This window comes from Rathayibacter sp. PhB1 (assembly GCF_004362935.1).
GTDB classification, from domain to species: Bacteria; Actinomycetota; Actinomycetes; order Actinomycetales; family Microbacteriaceae; genus Rathayibacter; species Rathayibacter festucae.
Genome location: NZ_SNYD01000006.1, coordinates 36857 through 50069, shown reverse-complemented (window position 1 = coordinate 50069; position 13213 = coordinate 36857). Strand labels below are relative to the sequence as shown.

Sequence of the window (13213 nt, the reverse complement as noted above, 5' to 3'; positions counted from 1 at the left end):
TCAGTGCGCGGGCACGATCTCGGCGCGCCAGCCGTCGTAGCGGCCGCCCTCGCGCTCGACGACCTCGATCACCTGGCGGAGGAAGGCGGTCGTCGCCTCCTCGTCCACCGCGGCGTGGTGGCTCGCGACCAGCACGAGGCGCAGCCGAAGGCGCGAGATGGCGATCTCGAAGCCGGAGGCGACGAGCGCCCGGCCTGCCCGGCGCGCCCTCGAGCGCCGGGAGAAGACGGCGAAGTGGTCGACCTCGCGCAGCTCCCAGACCTGGTCGCCGTAGCGCAGGCGGACCTCGAGCTGCTGGGCCGCGCGCTCGCGCTGGGCCTCGAGGACGGACAGCTGCCGGGCCGCGGGATCGGCGGTGCCGGTGGTGGTCGGGACGGACGTGGTCACGGGTGCCTGCTCGCTCATCGGCCGGTGAACTCCGCTCGCGTGCGGGAGAGGAAGGCCTCCATGCCGATCCGCGCGTCGTCCGACGCGGCGAGGCGTGCCAGCTCGGCGGGCAGCGCGGCGGCCGCCTCGGCGTCGGAGGAGGCGACGGCGAGGCGGGCGCTCGCGAGTGCCGCCTGGACGGCGAGCGGGGCCTGCGCGGCGATCCGCTCCGCGAGCGCGCGGGCCGCCTCGGCCACGGCGCCGTCGGGCACCACCTCCTGGACCAGGCCGATCCGCTGCGCCTCGCGGGCGTCGAACCCGTCGCCGGTGAGGATCCAGCGCATCGCGTCGCCCCAGCCGGCCGCGCGCGGGAAGCGCAGCGTGGCGCCGCCGAAGGGGAGGATGCCGCGCGCGACCTCGATCTGGCCGAAGCGGGTCGACTCCTCGGCGAGGACGACGTCGCTCGCGAGCGCCAGCTCGATGCCGAGGGTCAGGCAGGTGCCCTGCAGGCCGATCACGACGGGCTTGGCCACCGGGCGGGTGCGGATCGCCCACGGGTCGAGGCCGCCCTCGGGCACGAAGTCCAGGCCGTCGCCGCCGAGCCTCGGGCCGATGTCGGCCAGGTCGAGGCCGGCCGTGAAGTGGGCGCCCTCGGCGAGGACGACGCCCGCACGCAGCTCCGGATCGCGGTCCAGCTCGCCGTATGCGGCGGCCAGCTCGCTCAGCAGCCGGAAGTCGGCGGCGTTCCGCTTCTCGGGCCGGTCGAGGACGATCTCGAGCACGTGCCCGCGCCGTTCGGTGCGCACACGTCGCCGGTCGTCGCTCATCGGTCCTCCGCTCGGGTCGCGTCCGTCCATCTTGCCCGCTGCCGCCGACACCGGGTCGCGGCGGGGCGCCGATTCGGAGTCGCCGCTCAGGCCGACGGCGTGCGGGCCGGTGCTCGGACGGCGCGGAGTGCTCAGACGCCGCGGGTCGTCGCGCCGACCAGGCGGAGGATCGTCGGCAGGTCGTCGACCGCGGCGGTCGGCGAGGACGGCGCGAAGGAGGTGAGGCCTGCGCCCGCGAGCGGGAACCGGGCCCGCAGCGCGGCGAGGCACTCGACCAGCCGCGAGGCGGGGACGCCGAACGGCACGGGGTCGAAGAGTCCGGCGACCTCGGCCGGGTCGAGGACGTCGAGGTCGATGTGCACGTAGACCGAGCCGGCACCGGTCGCCTCGACGGCGGCGACGAGCGCCTCCGGATCGAGCGCGTCGACGCCGAGCTGGGTGGCGCCGCGCTCGAGCAGTCCCTCGAGCTCGCCCGGGTCCGAGGCGCGGACGCCGGCGAGCACGACGTGCTCGTCCGCGATGCGGTCCGCGGCCGAGGCGCTGAGCAGTCCGACGCCGCGGCCGAGGACGGCCGACAGCACCATGCCGCAGAACGCGCCGCTCGGCGAGGTCTCCGGGGTGTTCGCGTCCGGGTGCGCGTCGAACCAGACCAGCGCGACCGGCTCGGGGGAGGAGCGGACCGCGTGCCCGATCGCCGCGAACTCCACGCCGCAGTCGCCGCCGATCGTCACGATCGGCCCGGGGCGGCCGACCAGCGCCTCGTGGACCCGCTCGGCGGTCACGGCGACGGACGCGTAGCGACGGACTCCGGTGTCCTGCGCGTCGCCCGCCTCCGGCGGGACGTCGACGACGACCGTGGCGGAGGAGGGCAGATCGCCGCGGATCGCCTCGGCTCCGTCGACGAGGCGCATGGCCCGCGTCGAGGCGGACCCCTGCCACTGGGGGACGACGAGGAAGGAGGCCATGGCTCTCACTATGGCACGCGGCTCGCGGGGGTCGAGGCCTCGCCGGATCAGGCGGCCGGGAGCTCGCCGGGCGCGCCCGCGAGCGGATCCGCGGACGGCGCCTCGGGGCCGTCGAGGTCGAGCAGCGCCTCGTCCAGCGCGGAGCGGGCGCGGTCGTCGGCGGCCCTCGCCTGCTCGAGTGCGGCGGACGGATCCGCCGCCGCGAGGTGCAGGGCGGCGTCCAGCTGGGAGCGGGTCTCCTCGGCAAGGATGCGCGGCGCGGCGGTGATCCGCTCGCCGTGCACGGCCGCCAGCAGGGCGACCGCGTCGGCCCCGAGCAGGGCGACGGTGCGGGCCCCCTCGACGAGGAGCAGCTGCCGCTCGGCCTGCGCCCGCGGCTCGCGGTAGCCGGCGACCACCGCGTCGAGGGCGGCGTCGGCCTCGAGCAGCAGGGCGAGGACGACAGAGGGGTCGTGCCGGACGTCCGAGGCGCGCGCGTCGTCGGCGCTGAGCAGCAGGGCGGTCGCGGCGGCGCAGGCGGTCGCGACGTCGGCGGCGGAGGCGAGCTGCGCGGTGGTCCGGACGCCGGTCAGGGTGGCTGCGCGGTCGAGGTCGTCCCGCACCGAGCGCTCCAGAGCGCTCAGCTGGGTCTCGGCGCGCTCCAGCAGCACCGTCTGCGCCTCGACGGCGTCGAGCAGCGCGGCCGCGGCGGCGTCGTCGCGCTCGGCGGCCGCCTCGATCGCCTCGCGGAGGGGGCGCACCTGGCGCTCGGAGGTGGTGCCCGCGAGGACGGAGACGTCGGCGCGGGAGCGGTGCAGCCGCTCCGGGAGGGACGGGGTCGGCGAGGTCACTCCGTGATCGTACGGGCCCTGTGTTACCGAGCGTGTCGTCGCGACTCGACCCGCCGCCCGCCCGTGCCCAGGATGGAGGCATGCCAGGAACGCTCGCCATCGTCGAAGTCGCCTCGACGCGCCCCGGACGCGACGAGTACCACGCCTACGTGCAGATGCTCAACGGCCGCATCCTGGGCCTCGCCCGCGAGCTCGGCTGGGAGGCGGAGCGCTTCGCGGCGGAGGACCTCGGCACCGCGCGGCTGCTCGAGCGCACGCTCGGCGCCGACGCGATCGTGCTGGCCGGCGGCGAGGACATCGCCCCCGAGCGCTACGGCGTCGCCCGCGGCTACGCCGGCGAGGGCCCGCACGCGGAGCAGGCCGACGCCGCCCAGATCGCCCTGGTCCGCCGGGCTCTCGCCCGCCGCACCCCGCTGCTCGGCATCTGCCGCGGACTCCAGATCGTCAACGTCGCCCTCGGCGGCACGCTCGTCCCGGACCTCGGCCCGGAGGCCGCGCACCTCAACGCCGACGCGCCGGTGCACGAGCGCATGCACCGCCACGACGTGGTGCTCGCCGCGGACTCGACCCTCGGCGGCCTCTTCGGCGCGGAGGCGCTCGCCGTGCAGAGCGCGCACCACCAGGCAGTCGACGCCCTCGCCCCGGGCCTGCGGGTCGTCGCCCGGGCGGAGGACGGCGTCGTCGAGGCTCTGGAGCACCGCGACGCGCCGATCGTCGGCGTGCAGTGGCACCCGGAGGACCCGGCGGCGCCGGCCGGGCAGCTCGCCGTCCTGCTCGAGGGGCTCGCGCACGCCGTCGCCCGGCAGAACCCGGTCGAGGCCGTCGCCGCCTGAGCGCCGCCGACCCCGACCCGGATCCGTCCGGGTCGTGCCTCAGCCGGCCAGCCGCTCCATCCAGGCCTCGATGTCGTCGGCGGAGCGGGGGATGCCGGCCGACAGGTTCTCGGCGCCGTCCGCCGTCACGAGGACGTCGTCCTCGATCCGCACGCCGATGCCGCGCAGCTCCTCGGGGACGGTGAGATCGTCGGGCTGGAAGTAGAGGCCCGGCTCGATCGTGAAGACCATGCCGGCCTCGACGATCCCGTCCAGGTACATCTCGCGGCGGGCCTTCGCGCAGTCGTGCACGTCGAGGCCAAGGTGGTGGCTGGTGCCGTGCACCATGTAGCGGCGGTGCTGCTGGTTGTCGGCCTCGAGCGCCTCCTCGGCGCTCACCGGCAGCAGGCCCCACTCCGCGGTGCGCCGGGCGATCACGGCCATGGCGGCGGCGTGCACCTCGCGGAAGCGGATGCCGGGCCGGACGATCGCGAAGGCGGCGTCGGCTGCCTCCCGGACCGTCTCGTGCACGCGGCGCTGCGCCTCGGTGTAGCGGCCGTCGACGGGGAAGGTCCGGGTGATGTCGGCGGTGTAGTAGCTCTCCTGCTCCACGCCGGCGTCGAGGAGCACCAGGTCGCCGGAGCGCACCGGTCCGTCGTTGCGGGTCCAGTGCAGGATGCAGGCGTGCGCACCGGCGGCGGCGATGGTGTCGTAGCCGACCGCGTTGCCGTCGGCGCGGGCGCGGCCGTTGAAGACGCCCTCGATCAGGCGCTCGCCGCGCTCGTGCCGGACGATGCGGGGCAGGTCGGCGAGGACGTCCTCGAAGCCGCGGGCGGTGGCGTCGACGGCGGCGCGCAGCTCGGCGATCTCGTACTCGTCCTTGACCAGGCGCAGCTCGGAGAGGTCGCGCTCGAGGGCGTCGCCCTCGGTCTCCGGGCCGGGTGTCTGCGCGTCCACGCGAGCAGTGACCACGGGGTCCGCCTCGCGGAGGACCGCGACCGGCGCCTCGCCGGCGTCCAGGACGGCGTCGAGCTCCGCGATGCCCCGGGTCTCGAGTCCGAGGTCGGCCGCGACCTGCGCGAGGGAGGGGCGCGGACCGATCCAGAACTCGCCGATCTCGGAGTTGGCGTAGAACTCGTCGGAGTCGCGGCCGGCGCGCTCGCGGAAGTAGAGCGTGGCGGTGTGGCCCTCGCCCGCGGGCTCGAGCACGAGCACGGCGCCGGGCTCCGAGTCCGAGCCCCAGCCGGTCAGCCAGGTGAAGGCGGAGTGCGCGCGGAAGGGGTAGTCGGTGTCGTTGGCGCGCTGCTTCAGCCGCCCGGCCGGCACGATCAGGCGGACGCCGGTGTGCAGGGCCGAGAGGCGCTCGCGGCGGCGCGCGGCGAACGCGGCCTGCTCGCGCGGCGCGGGGAGGGTCTCCTCGCGCTCGGCCCAGCCGGACGCGATGAAGTCGCGGAACCGGTCGGAGCCGGGGGTCGTGGAGCGGTTCGTGGTCGCGCGCGGTGCGGGGGCGGCGGCGACGGTCTCCGGTGCGGCGGTGGTGGTCTGCTCGTCCGTGTTCGTCATGCCCCCATTCTCCTCCCTGCGCCCGACACGGCGGCCGGGGCTGAGGGGGCAGGGGTCAGGACGACTCCTTGACCATCCCGCGGACCGAGAGCTGCGCGAGCACCGGGCGGTGGTCGCTGCCGGCGTCGTCCTGGTCGTCCAGCACGTCGAAGCCGGAGACGTCCCAGCGACCGGAGAACAGCACGTGGTCGATCGGAGCGGCGAGGGCCGGCGGGAGGCTCGTCGGCCAGGTGCCGACGGCCGCGGCGTTCGCGAGCCGTCCGGCGTCCGTGCAGCCGCCGAGGTCGGCGTCACCCGGGAGGGCCGACCAGTGGTCGAGAGTCGAGTTGAGATCACCCAGGACGACGAGGTCCTCCTCGGCGGTGCAGAGGTCGGCCAGCCTGGCCAGGTCGCTGCGCCACTCGGTCGCGTGGGCGGGCAGCGGGGCGGTGGTGTGCACGGCCGCGATCACCGGGCGCTCCGGGGTGTCGGGGCGGGCGACGAGGGAGGCGCTGGTCGCGGTCGGCGTGCTCGCCGCGTCGACCGAGTAGCCGCCGAGGGCGGGCGAGAGCAGCAGCGCCGTGCCGTCGCTCGGCCCGGTGCCCGGGACCAGGTGAAGGATCATCGGGCGGCCGGCGGCGGCGAGGGCGTCCCCGACCTGCTGAGCGCGCTCCTGCGACACCTCGAGCAGGGCGACCGCGTCGGCGGCGTTCGCGTCCGCGAGCGCTGCGACGGTCTCGGCGGGGACGCCGTCGTGCAGGAGGTTCCAGCTCAGGACGCGCAGGTCGCCGAGGCGGTGCGCGCGGGGCGGGGCGGAGTCGTCGCCGCGGACCGCCTGCAGGCCGCCGAGCACGAGCGCGAGGGCGACGCCGAGGGCGCCGAGGACGAGGGCGAGCCGGCGCACGGGCTCGACGAGCACCGCGACGACGACGAGGACGACGGCTCCGGCGACCCCGGCCAGGGCGGTGGCGGCGCGGAACGAGACCAGCTGCGCGAAGGGCGTCTGACCGGCGAGGCCGAAGAAGCCGGGTGCCGCGACCACCAGCAGCACGATCGCCACTGCGAGCGCCACCGCGAACTTGACCAGTCGTGTCCCCATCCCGGCCCAGGCTAGGGCATCGGTCCCGGGGAGTCCGCAGGACGCGCGTCTACGATGGCCGGATGCATGTCCCCGGAGGCGGGTACGACCTCCACACCCACTCGCTCGTCTCCGACGGCACCGAGCCGCCCGAGGTGCTCGTCCGCGCGGCCGCCTCGGCCGGTCTCGACGGCGTCGCGCTGACCGACCACGACACCACCCGCGGCTGGGCGGCGGCGATCGCCGCGGCCGAGGAGGCGGGCATCGACCTGCTGCCCGGGATGGAGCTCTCCTCGCGGGTCGGCTGGGCGAGCGTGCACGTGCTCGCGTACCTCCCCGATCCGGAGGACCCCGGCCTCGTGGCCGAGACCTCCCGGATCCGCTCGGAGCGCTCGCATCGCGCGCAGGCCATCGTCGCGGCGATCGCGGCCGACTACGACCTCACCTGGGACGACGTGCTGGCCCAGACCAGCCCCGGCACCACGATCGGGCGGCCGCACATCGCCGACGCCCTGGTCGCCCGCGGGCTCGCGACCGACCGCTCGGCGGCGTTCGCGGGGATCCTCGACTGGCGCGGAGGCTACTTCCAGCCGCACTACGCCCCGGATCCGGTCGAGGCGGTGCGGCTCGTGCGGGCCGCGGGCGGCGTGCCCGTGATCGCGCACCCCGCGACGAGCACCCGCGGCATCGCGATCGAGTCGATGCTGCCGGAGCTGGTCGACGCGGGGCTCTTCGGCCTGGAGGTCGAGCACCGGGAGAACACCGCCTCGGGCAAGCGGCGGCTGCGCGAGCTGGCGGCGCGGTACTCCCTCGTCACGACCGGGTCGAGCGACTACCACGGCACCGGCAAGCCGAACCGGCTCGGCGAGAACACGACGGAGCGCGCGACCGTCGACGCGATCCGCGGGGCGGCGCGGGCGGGCTGAGCCGCGCCGTCGGCACGGCGGGGTGGGTCTCGATACGCCGCTGCGCGGCTACTCGACCAGCATGCTTCTCGCGCCGTTCGAGCAGCCCGCGGAGCGGGCCTGCATGCCGACCGAGGAGCCCACGGCGCGGTCTTCCATGCTGATCGAGTAGCCCGCGGAGCGGGCGTATCGAGATCCACCGGCGTCAGAAGCTCGCGCTGCTGAAGGCCGGGTCTCGATACGCTCCTGCGGAGCTACTCGACCACCATGAAGCGGCTGCTACGCCGAGCCGTCCGGGCGGGGGCTGCGGCGGCGCTGGCGGGTGCGGCGGCGGGGCTCGCTGTTGCCGTCGTGGTGCTCCTTGCTCTCGCTCGAGGGGGCCTGGCCGGTCTGCACCGGCTCGCCCTCGGTGGCGGCGGGAGCGGTCTCACCGGAGTCTCCGCGGCTGCGGCGGCGCGGCTCGCGGCCGCCCTCGCGCGGCTCCCGCGGCTCGCGCTGACGGGGAGCGCGCTCGGGGCGGGCGTCCGCCTTCGCCTCGGCGGGGATCGGGGTCGGCTTCAGCCGGCCCTTCGTGCCGACGGGGATCGCGAGGTCCTCGTAGAGGTGCGGCGAGGAGGAGTAGGTCTCGACCGGGTCGGGCTGGCCGAACTCCAGCGCGCGGTTGATGAGGGCCCACTTGTGCAGGTCCTCCCAGTCGACGAAGGTGACGGCGATGCCGGTCTTGCCGGCGCGGCCGGTGCGGCCGACGCGGTGCAGGTAGGTCTGGTCGTCGTCCGGGATCGTGTGGTTGATCACGTGGGTGACGTCGTTGACGTCGATGCCGCGGGCCGCGACGTCGGTCGCGATCAGGATGTCCTTCTTGCCGGCCTTGAACGCGGCCATCGCGCGCTCGCGCTGCTCCTGGTTGAGGTCGCCGTGCACGGCGGCGGCGTTGAAGCCGCGGTCGTTGAGCTCCTCGACGATGCGGGCGGCCGCGCGCTTGGTGCGGGTGAAGATGACGGTCTTGCCGCGGCCCTCGGCCTGCAGGATGCGCGCGATGACCTCGTCCTTGTCGAGCGAGTGCGCCCGGTAGACGATGTGCTTGATGTTCGCCTGCGTGATGCCCTCGTCGGGGTCGGTCGCGCGGATGTGGATCGGCTTGTTCATGAAGCGGCGCGCGAGGGCGACGATCGCGCCGGGCATCGTAGCCGAGAAGAGCATGGTGTGGCGGGTCGCGGGAGTCTGCGCGAAGAGCTTCTCGATGTCCGAGAGGAAGCCGAGGTCGAGCATCTTGTCGGCCTCGTCGAGGACCATCGTCTGCACGCTCGCGAGCGAGAGCAGGCGCTGACCGGCGAGGTCGAGCAGGCGGCCCGGGGTGCCGACGACGATCTGCGCGCCGGCCTTGAGCTGCTCGATCTGACCCTCGTAGGCCTTGCCGCCGTAGATGGAGACGATCTTGGTCGGCCGGTTCGAGGCGGCGAGCTCGATGTCCTCGGTGACCTGCACGGCCAGCTCGCGGGTCGGCACCACGATCAGGGCCTTGACGCCGGGCTCGGGGTCGTTGCCGAGGGCCTGGATGAGAGGGAGGCCGAAGCCGAAGGTCTTGCCGGTGCCGGTCTTGGCCTGCCCGATGATGTCCTGCTTCTGCAGGGCCAGCGGGATGGTCTGCTCCTGGATGGGGAACGGCTCGAGGATGCCCTTGGCGGCGAGTGCGGCGACGATGTCGTCGTCGATGTTGAGGTCGGAGAAAGTCACGGAGTGAAGCGCCTGTCGTGTCGAACGGTCCACGCCCCTGTACGACTCGGGCGCAGGGTCACCGATCCAGCGCCGGTGACATCCCGGCGAGTCTACCGCCACGGGGGTCCTCGGGCCCGGAACCGCGGGCGGCGCGCGCTCTACACTGATCGGATGGCAGCCTGGTTCCGACGTCGACGTCCGCTCGGCGAAGCCCCCCGACTGACCCCGCGCGGTGAGTCGACGAGCAAGCGCGATCGCGTCGATCTCGCCGACCTGAGCCCCCAGCTGCTGCCCTACCTCGGTCAGGTGGCCTACCTCCAGCTCGCCGTCTTCGAGGCGCTGGCCCGCGGGGTGGCGGGCACGGACGACCTCGCCGACAAGGAGGCGATCTCCGCGGCGGCGGGCACGGCGCTCGCGAAGCACCACGCGGTCGTCGCCGAGCTGCGACGCCGCGACGTCGAGCCGAGCGAGGCGATGGCGCCGTTCCGGCCGGCCATCGACACCTTCGAGCACCTCACCCGCGGCGCCGACCTGCACGAGACGCTGCTGTCGGCGTACATCACCGCCGGGCTCCTCGACGACTTCTTCATCCGGCTCACCGGTGGGCTGCCGAACGACGTCGGCCCGCGGATGGCGCAGACGCTGGGCGCCGACACCGGCGTCGACGGACTGGTCGCGATCCTCCGCCGCGAGATCGCCGCGGACGAGCGCCTCGGCTCCCGGCTCGCGGTCTGGGGGCGCCGGCTGGTGGGCGACACGCTCCTCGTCGCGCGCTCGGCGCTGATGGGCTCGGGCAACCCCGACTCCGACGAGTCGAGGATCGAGCCGGTCTTCACCGAGCTCATCGCCTCGCACACCCGCCGGATGGACGCGCTCGGCCTGACGGCCTGAGGCCCCGGCGCGGGTGTCAGCCGGGGCTCCTACGCCTCCGGCTCGCGGAATCGCCTCCGGCTCGCGGGATTCGCCGGTTCCCGCGTGCCCGAGGGAGATCCGCGTGCCGGAGCTCGGCCTGTGCCGCGCCTCATGCTGGTCGAGTAGCCCCGGAGGGGCGTATCGAGACCCGCCGTCGCTAGCAGGGCGGGTCTGCAGAGTCGTCCTGCCGGCGGTGGTGGATCTCGATACGCCCGCTTCGCGGGCTACTCGATCAGCATGGTCCGGCCGCCGCGTCAGTCGTCGATGAAGCCGGGGACGTGGGCCAGGGTGGCGACGGTGCGGGCGCGGCCCCATTCGACGTGGGCGTGGGCGACGGAGACGGCGAGCGGGGCGTCGCCGGCGGCGATCGCCTCCGCGAGGCGCACGTGCTCGTCGTGCCGGACACCCGGCTCCGCCTGGATGTTGGCGATGTTGAGACGGTTGCTGCGCTCGTCGAGCGGCTGCATCGTGGTGATCAGGAGCCGGTTGCCCGCGATCGCCTCGATCGCGCCGTGGATGCGGCCGCTCTCGGAGTGGAAGCGCGCGAGGTCGCCGGCGGCGAGGGCGGCGCTCGCTTCGGCGACGACGGCGGTCAGGGCCGAGGCGTCGGCGCCGCGGGCCACCGCCTCCGCGGCCTTGCGGGCCACGAGCGGCTCGAGCGCCGAGCGGATGTCGTAGAGCTCCTCGACGTCGCGCCGCCGGACGATCGAGACGACGGCGGTGCTGCGCGGGCGCACCGTGACCAGGCCGGCCAGCTCGAGCCAGGGCAGCGCCTCGCGGATCGGGACGCGCGAGACGGCGAGCTCGGTGGCGAGATCGCGCTCGCGGATCGGCTCGCCCGCCGGCAGCCGACCGTCGAGGATGCGCGCGCGCAGCTCCTCGTACACCCGCTGCGACATCGTCTGCGCGGGACTCTTCGTCGGCATCGGTGCTCCTGTCGGTCTACCCGTTCTCCGTCCTCGAAGGGTAGCGGGCGGTGCAGGAGAGACCCGTCGGCCCTTGTAACGCCGTCTTCATCTGCCCGAAACACCCTGGCGCCGGATCGGATCTACCGTGATCGACGTGCCTCGGTATACCGAGCGCCTCTCTCGCCACTCCGCCGGAAGGACCCGCCCCATGAGCACCGTCACGAATCCGCCCCCCGCCACGACGATGGGCGACCGCATCGAGGCCGCCTATTCGCGCATCGGAGTCACGAGCGCGCACCTCGGCATCGTCGCGATGATCCTCTTCGGCGTCTTCTTCGACGCGATCGAGCAGAACACGGTCGGCGTCGCCGGTCCGATCCTCGCCGCCGACTGGGGGCTCGCCGGCGCGCAGATCGGCCTGCTCAACACGGCGACCTTCACCGCGGTCGCGCTCGGCCGCGTCCTCGCCGGCGTGGTGATGGACCGGATCGGGCGGCGCACCCTCCTCGGCGCGAACCTGATGATCTTCGCCGTCGGCTCGCTGCTCTGCGCCTTCGCGCCCAGCTACGTGATCCTGGTCGCCGCGCGATTCCTCGTCGGCCTCGGTCTCGGCGGCGAGATCGCGACGGCCGTCATCATGCTCGCCGAGTTCTTCTCGGCCAAGCACCGCGGCACCGCCGTGGGCCTGATCAACGTCGCGGCCGCCGGTCTCGGCAACATGCTCGCCCCGCTCTTCGGCGTCATCGTCTTCTCGGTCTTCACCGGCGACGACCGCTGGCGCTGGCTCTTCGGGATCCTGGTGATCCCCGCCCTCGCGGTCGTGGTCTACCGGCGCGCGCTGCCCGAGACTCCCCGCTACCTGGCGGCCCGGGGCCGCGTCGCCGAGGCGAACACCGTGATCAACCGGCTCGCGCAGGGCCGGCTGCACCGCCCGGTCGAGAACGAGGTCGACTACCTCGGCGGTGCCGCCGATCAGCCCGTCACGGCCGTCAGCACCCCGCGCTGGACCGAGCTCTTCGGCCGCCGCCACCGCTGGACCACGATCGCCCTGGGCGTCGCGGTCTGCATGTCCTACGCCGCGCAGATCTCGATGCTCACCCTCATCCCGCTGATCCTCACCTCCCGCGGCTTCGACATCACCAGTGCGCTCTGGTATACCCTCGTGATGCAGTCGGGCTCCCTGGTCGGAGCGCTGGTCGCTGCCCTCGCCGCCCGCCGGCTGCCGCGCAAGCTCACGCTCACGGTCGCGGCCCTGCTCGGGATCGGCGCCGGTCTCGGCTTCGGCTTCCTCGGCACCACCGTCGCGCTGGTGCTCGTCTTCGGCTTCCTCTTCAACTTCTCGGTGATCGTGCTCAACACCACCATCTGGCTGTTCGCTCCGGAGCAGTACCCCACGCGGATCCGCGGCCTCGGCACCTCGGTGATCCTCGCCCTCGGCTCGCTCTCCGGCGGACTGTTCCCGCTCCTCGCCGGCGCCGTGCTCGACGCCTCGGGGGTCGGCGGGATGTTCGCCCTGCTCGCCGGCCTGTTCGCGATCTGCGCGATCGCCGTGCAGTTCCCGCGCGAGACCGTCGGCCGCCCGATGGCGGAGGACTGAGCGTGCAGCGCACCGTCGTCGTCGTGAATCCGAACACCTCGGTCGCGACCACCCGGCTCCTCGTCGCGGTCGCCCGCGACGCGGTGCGCGGGGAGGACGTCCGGATCGTGGGGGAGACGGTGGCGCAGGGGCCCTCGATCATCACGACGCCCTCCGCTCTCTCCGCCGCGGCGGCGCACGTGGTGACCGCGGCTCGACGCGCGGTGCTGCTGCACGCGCCCGACGCGATCGTGGTCGCCGCGTTCGGCGATCCGGGTGCCGCCGAGGCGGCGGAGGCCACGGGGCTGCCGGTCGTGGGCATCGGAGCCGCGGCCGTGCGCGCCGCGAGCGCGGGCGGCCGGCGGTTCGCGATCGCGACGACGACCGGCCGGCTGGAGCCGGTGCTCCGGGCGCTCGTCGCCGATGCGGGGAGCCTCGGCGCCTACGCGGGCTGCTTCCTCACGGCGTCGCCGGCGGAGGAGCTCGAGGACCCGGACCGGCTGCACGGCGAGCTGCACGCCGCGGTGCTGCGGGCGCAGGCGGGCGGGGCGGAGGCGGTGATCATCGGCGGCGGGCCGCTCAGCGCGGCGGCCGAGCGGCTGGCCACGGAGTTCGCCGGGGTGCTGCCGATCGTGGAGCCGATCCGCGCGGCGGTGGCGGAGGCGCTCGCCGCGACGACCCCGGTCGGGGCCCTGCCCGCCTGAGGCGGCGGACCCGGGAACGACGAAGGCGCGGGAGTCCGGGACTCCCGCGCCTCCGCGTGGTGGTGGGCGGCG

13 protein-coding genes are annotated in these 13213 nt (G+C 74.6%); 5 read left to right on the top strand and 8 right to left on the bottom strand.

The window, feature by feature from the left end:
• The 4 genes from EDF17_RS15835 to EDF17_RS15820 all read right to left on the bottom strand — a co-directional run bounded on the left by EDF17_RS15835 (window position 1) and on the right by EDF17_RS15820 (window position 2988).
• Entirely contained in the window at window positions 1-387 is a 387-nt protein-coding gene (locus tag EDF17_RS15835) for a ribonuclease E inhibitor RraB (protein ID WP_166649712.1), read from the bottom strand.
• Between the two features lie 14 nt (window positions 388-401).
• Window positions 402-1193, bottom strand: a complete 792-nt coding sequence (locus EDF17_RS15830) for a crotonase/enoyl-CoA hydratase family protein (protein ID WP_123447597.1) — start codon at window positions 1191-1193, stop codon at window positions 402-404.
• Between the two features lie 131 nt (window positions 1194-1324).
• Entirely contained in the window at window positions 1325-2158 is an 834-nt protein-coding gene (locus tag EDF17_RS15825; protein ID WP_123447596.1) for an arginase family protein, read from the bottom strand.
• A 47-nt stretch (window positions 2159-2205) separates the two neighbouring features.
• Window positions 2206-2988, bottom strand: coding sequence for a hypothetical protein (locus tag EDF17_RS15820; protein ID WP_123447595.1), 783 nt, complete (start codon window positions 2986-2988; stop codon window positions 2206-2208).
• Between the two features lie 80 nt (window positions 2989-3068).
• On the opposite strand from EDF17_RS15820, the gene EDF17_RS15815 reads away from it, so the two are divergent.
• A complete protein-coding gene (locus EDF17_RS15815) occupies window positions 3069-3821 on the top strand; it encodes a gamma-glutamyl-gamma-aminobutyrate hydrolase family protein (RefSeq protein ID WP_123447594.1) in 753 nt (250 codons plus the stop codon).
• A gap of 39 nt (window positions 3822-3860) precedes the next feature.
• Here EDF17_RS15815 and EDF17_RS15810 read toward each other — a convergent pair whose 3' ends face one another.
• Together EDF17_RS15810 and EDF17_RS15805 are read right to left on the bottom strand one after the other, a co-directional pair.
• On the bottom strand, window positions 3861-5363 hold the full coding sequence (locus tag EDF17_RS15810) for an aminopeptidase P family protein (RefSeq protein ID WP_123447593.1): 1503 nt from the start codon (window positions 5361-5363) through the stop codon (window positions 3861-3863).
• Window positions 5364-5418: 55 nt separating this feature from the next.
• Entirely contained in the window at window positions 5419-6441 is a 1023-nt protein-coding gene (locus tag EDF17_RS15805; protein ID WP_123447592.1) for an endonuclease/exonuclease/phosphatase family protein, read from the bottom strand.
• A 62-nt stretch (window positions 6442-6503) separates the two neighbouring features.
• Between EDF17_RS15805 and EDF17_RS15800 the strand changes: the two genes are divergently transcribed.
• Window positions 6504-7346: a PHP domain-containing protein gene (locus tag EDF17_RS15800; RefSeq protein ID WP_123447591.1), complete on the top strand. Its 843-nt coding sequence runs from the start codon at window positions 6504-6506 to the stop codon at window positions 7344-7346.
• Window positions 7347-7604: 258 nt separating this feature from the next.
• Here the strand turns inward: EDF17_RS15800 and EDF17_RS15795 are convergent, their stop codons facing one another.
• Window positions 7605-9059 (bottom strand): DEAD/DEAH box helicase, encoded by a 1455-nt coding sequence (locus EDF17_RS15795; RefSeq protein WP_123447590.1) that lies wholly within the window; start codon window positions 9057-9059, stop codon window positions 7605-7607.
• A 153-nt stretch (window positions 9060-9212) separates the two neighbouring features.
• Between EDF17_RS15795 and EDF17_RS15790 the strand changes: the two genes are divergently transcribed.
• The gene (locus EDF17_RS15790) at window positions 9213-9932 is read left to right on the top strand and encodes a ferritin-like fold-containing protein (RefSeq protein ID WP_123447589.1); all 720 of its coding nucleotides are present in this window, start codon (window positions 9213-9215) and stop codon (window positions 9930-9932) included.
• A gap of 275 nt (window positions 9933-10207) precedes the next feature.
• On the opposite strand, the gene EDF17_RS15785 is transcribed toward EDF17_RS15790, so the two are convergent.
• The gene (locus EDF17_RS15785) at window positions 10208-10879 is read right to left on the bottom strand and encodes a GntR family transcriptional regulator (protein ID WP_123447588.1); all 672 of its coding nucleotides are present in this window, start codon (window positions 10877-10879) and stop codon (window positions 10208-10210) included.
• Window positions 10880-11069: 190 nt separating this feature from the next.
• Between EDF17_RS15785 and EDF17_RS15780 the strand changes: the two genes are divergently transcribed.
• Together EDF17_RS15780 and EDF17_RS15775 are read left to right on the top strand one after the other, a co-directional pair.
• Window positions 11070-12458, top strand: coding sequence for an MFS transporter (locus EDF17_RS15780; protein WP_243732927.1), 1389 nt, complete (start codon window positions 11070-11072; stop codon window positions 12456-12458).
• A 2-nt stretch (window positions 12459-12460) separates the two neighbouring features.
• A complete protein-coding gene (locus EDF17_RS15775; protein WP_208110630.1) occupies window positions 12461-13141 on the top strand; it encodes an aspartate/glutamate racemase family protein in 681 nt (226 codons plus the stop codon).
• Window positions 13142-13213 lie beyond the last annotated feature (72 nt).

Bases quoted from the DNA above. Each gene is read 5' to 3' on its own strand.
- EDF17_RS15790 (WP_123447589.1), top strand. From the start codon at position 9,213: ATGGCAGCCTGGTTCCGACGTCGACGTCCGCTCGGCGAAGCCCCCCGA.
- EDF17_RS15825 (WP_123447596.1), bottom strand. From the start codon at position 2,158: ATGGCCTCCTTCCTCGTCGTCCCCCAGTGGCAGGGGTCCGCCTCGACG.
- EDF17_RS15800 (WP_123447591.1), top strand. From the start codon at position 6,504: ATGCATGTCCCCGGAGGCGGGTACGACCTCCACACCCACTCGCTCGTC.
- EDF17_RS15780 (WP_243732927.1), top strand. From the start codon at position 11,070: ATGAGCACCGTCACGAATCCGCCCCCCGCCACGACGATGGGCGACCGC.
- EDF17_RS15805 (WP_123447592.1), bottom strand. From the start codon at position 6,441: ATGGGGACACGACTGGTCAAGTTCGCGGTGGCGCTCGCAGTGGCGATC.
- EDF17_RS15815 (WP_123447594.1), top strand. From the start codon at position 3,069: ATGCCAGGAACGCTCGCCATCGTCGAAGTCGCCTCGACGCGCCCCGGA.
- EDF17_RS15830 (WP_123447597.1), bottom strand. From the start codon at position 1,193: ATGAGCGACGACCGGCGACGTGTGCGCACCGAACGGCGCGGGCACGTG.
- EDF17_RS15810 (WP_123447593.1), bottom strand. From the start codon at position 5,363: ATGACGAACACGGACGAGCAGACCACCACCGCCGCACCGGAGACCGTC.
- EDF17_RS15785 (WP_123447588.1), bottom strand. From the start codon at position 10,879: ATGCCGACGAAGAGTCCCGCGCAGACGATGTCGCAGCGGGTGTACGAG.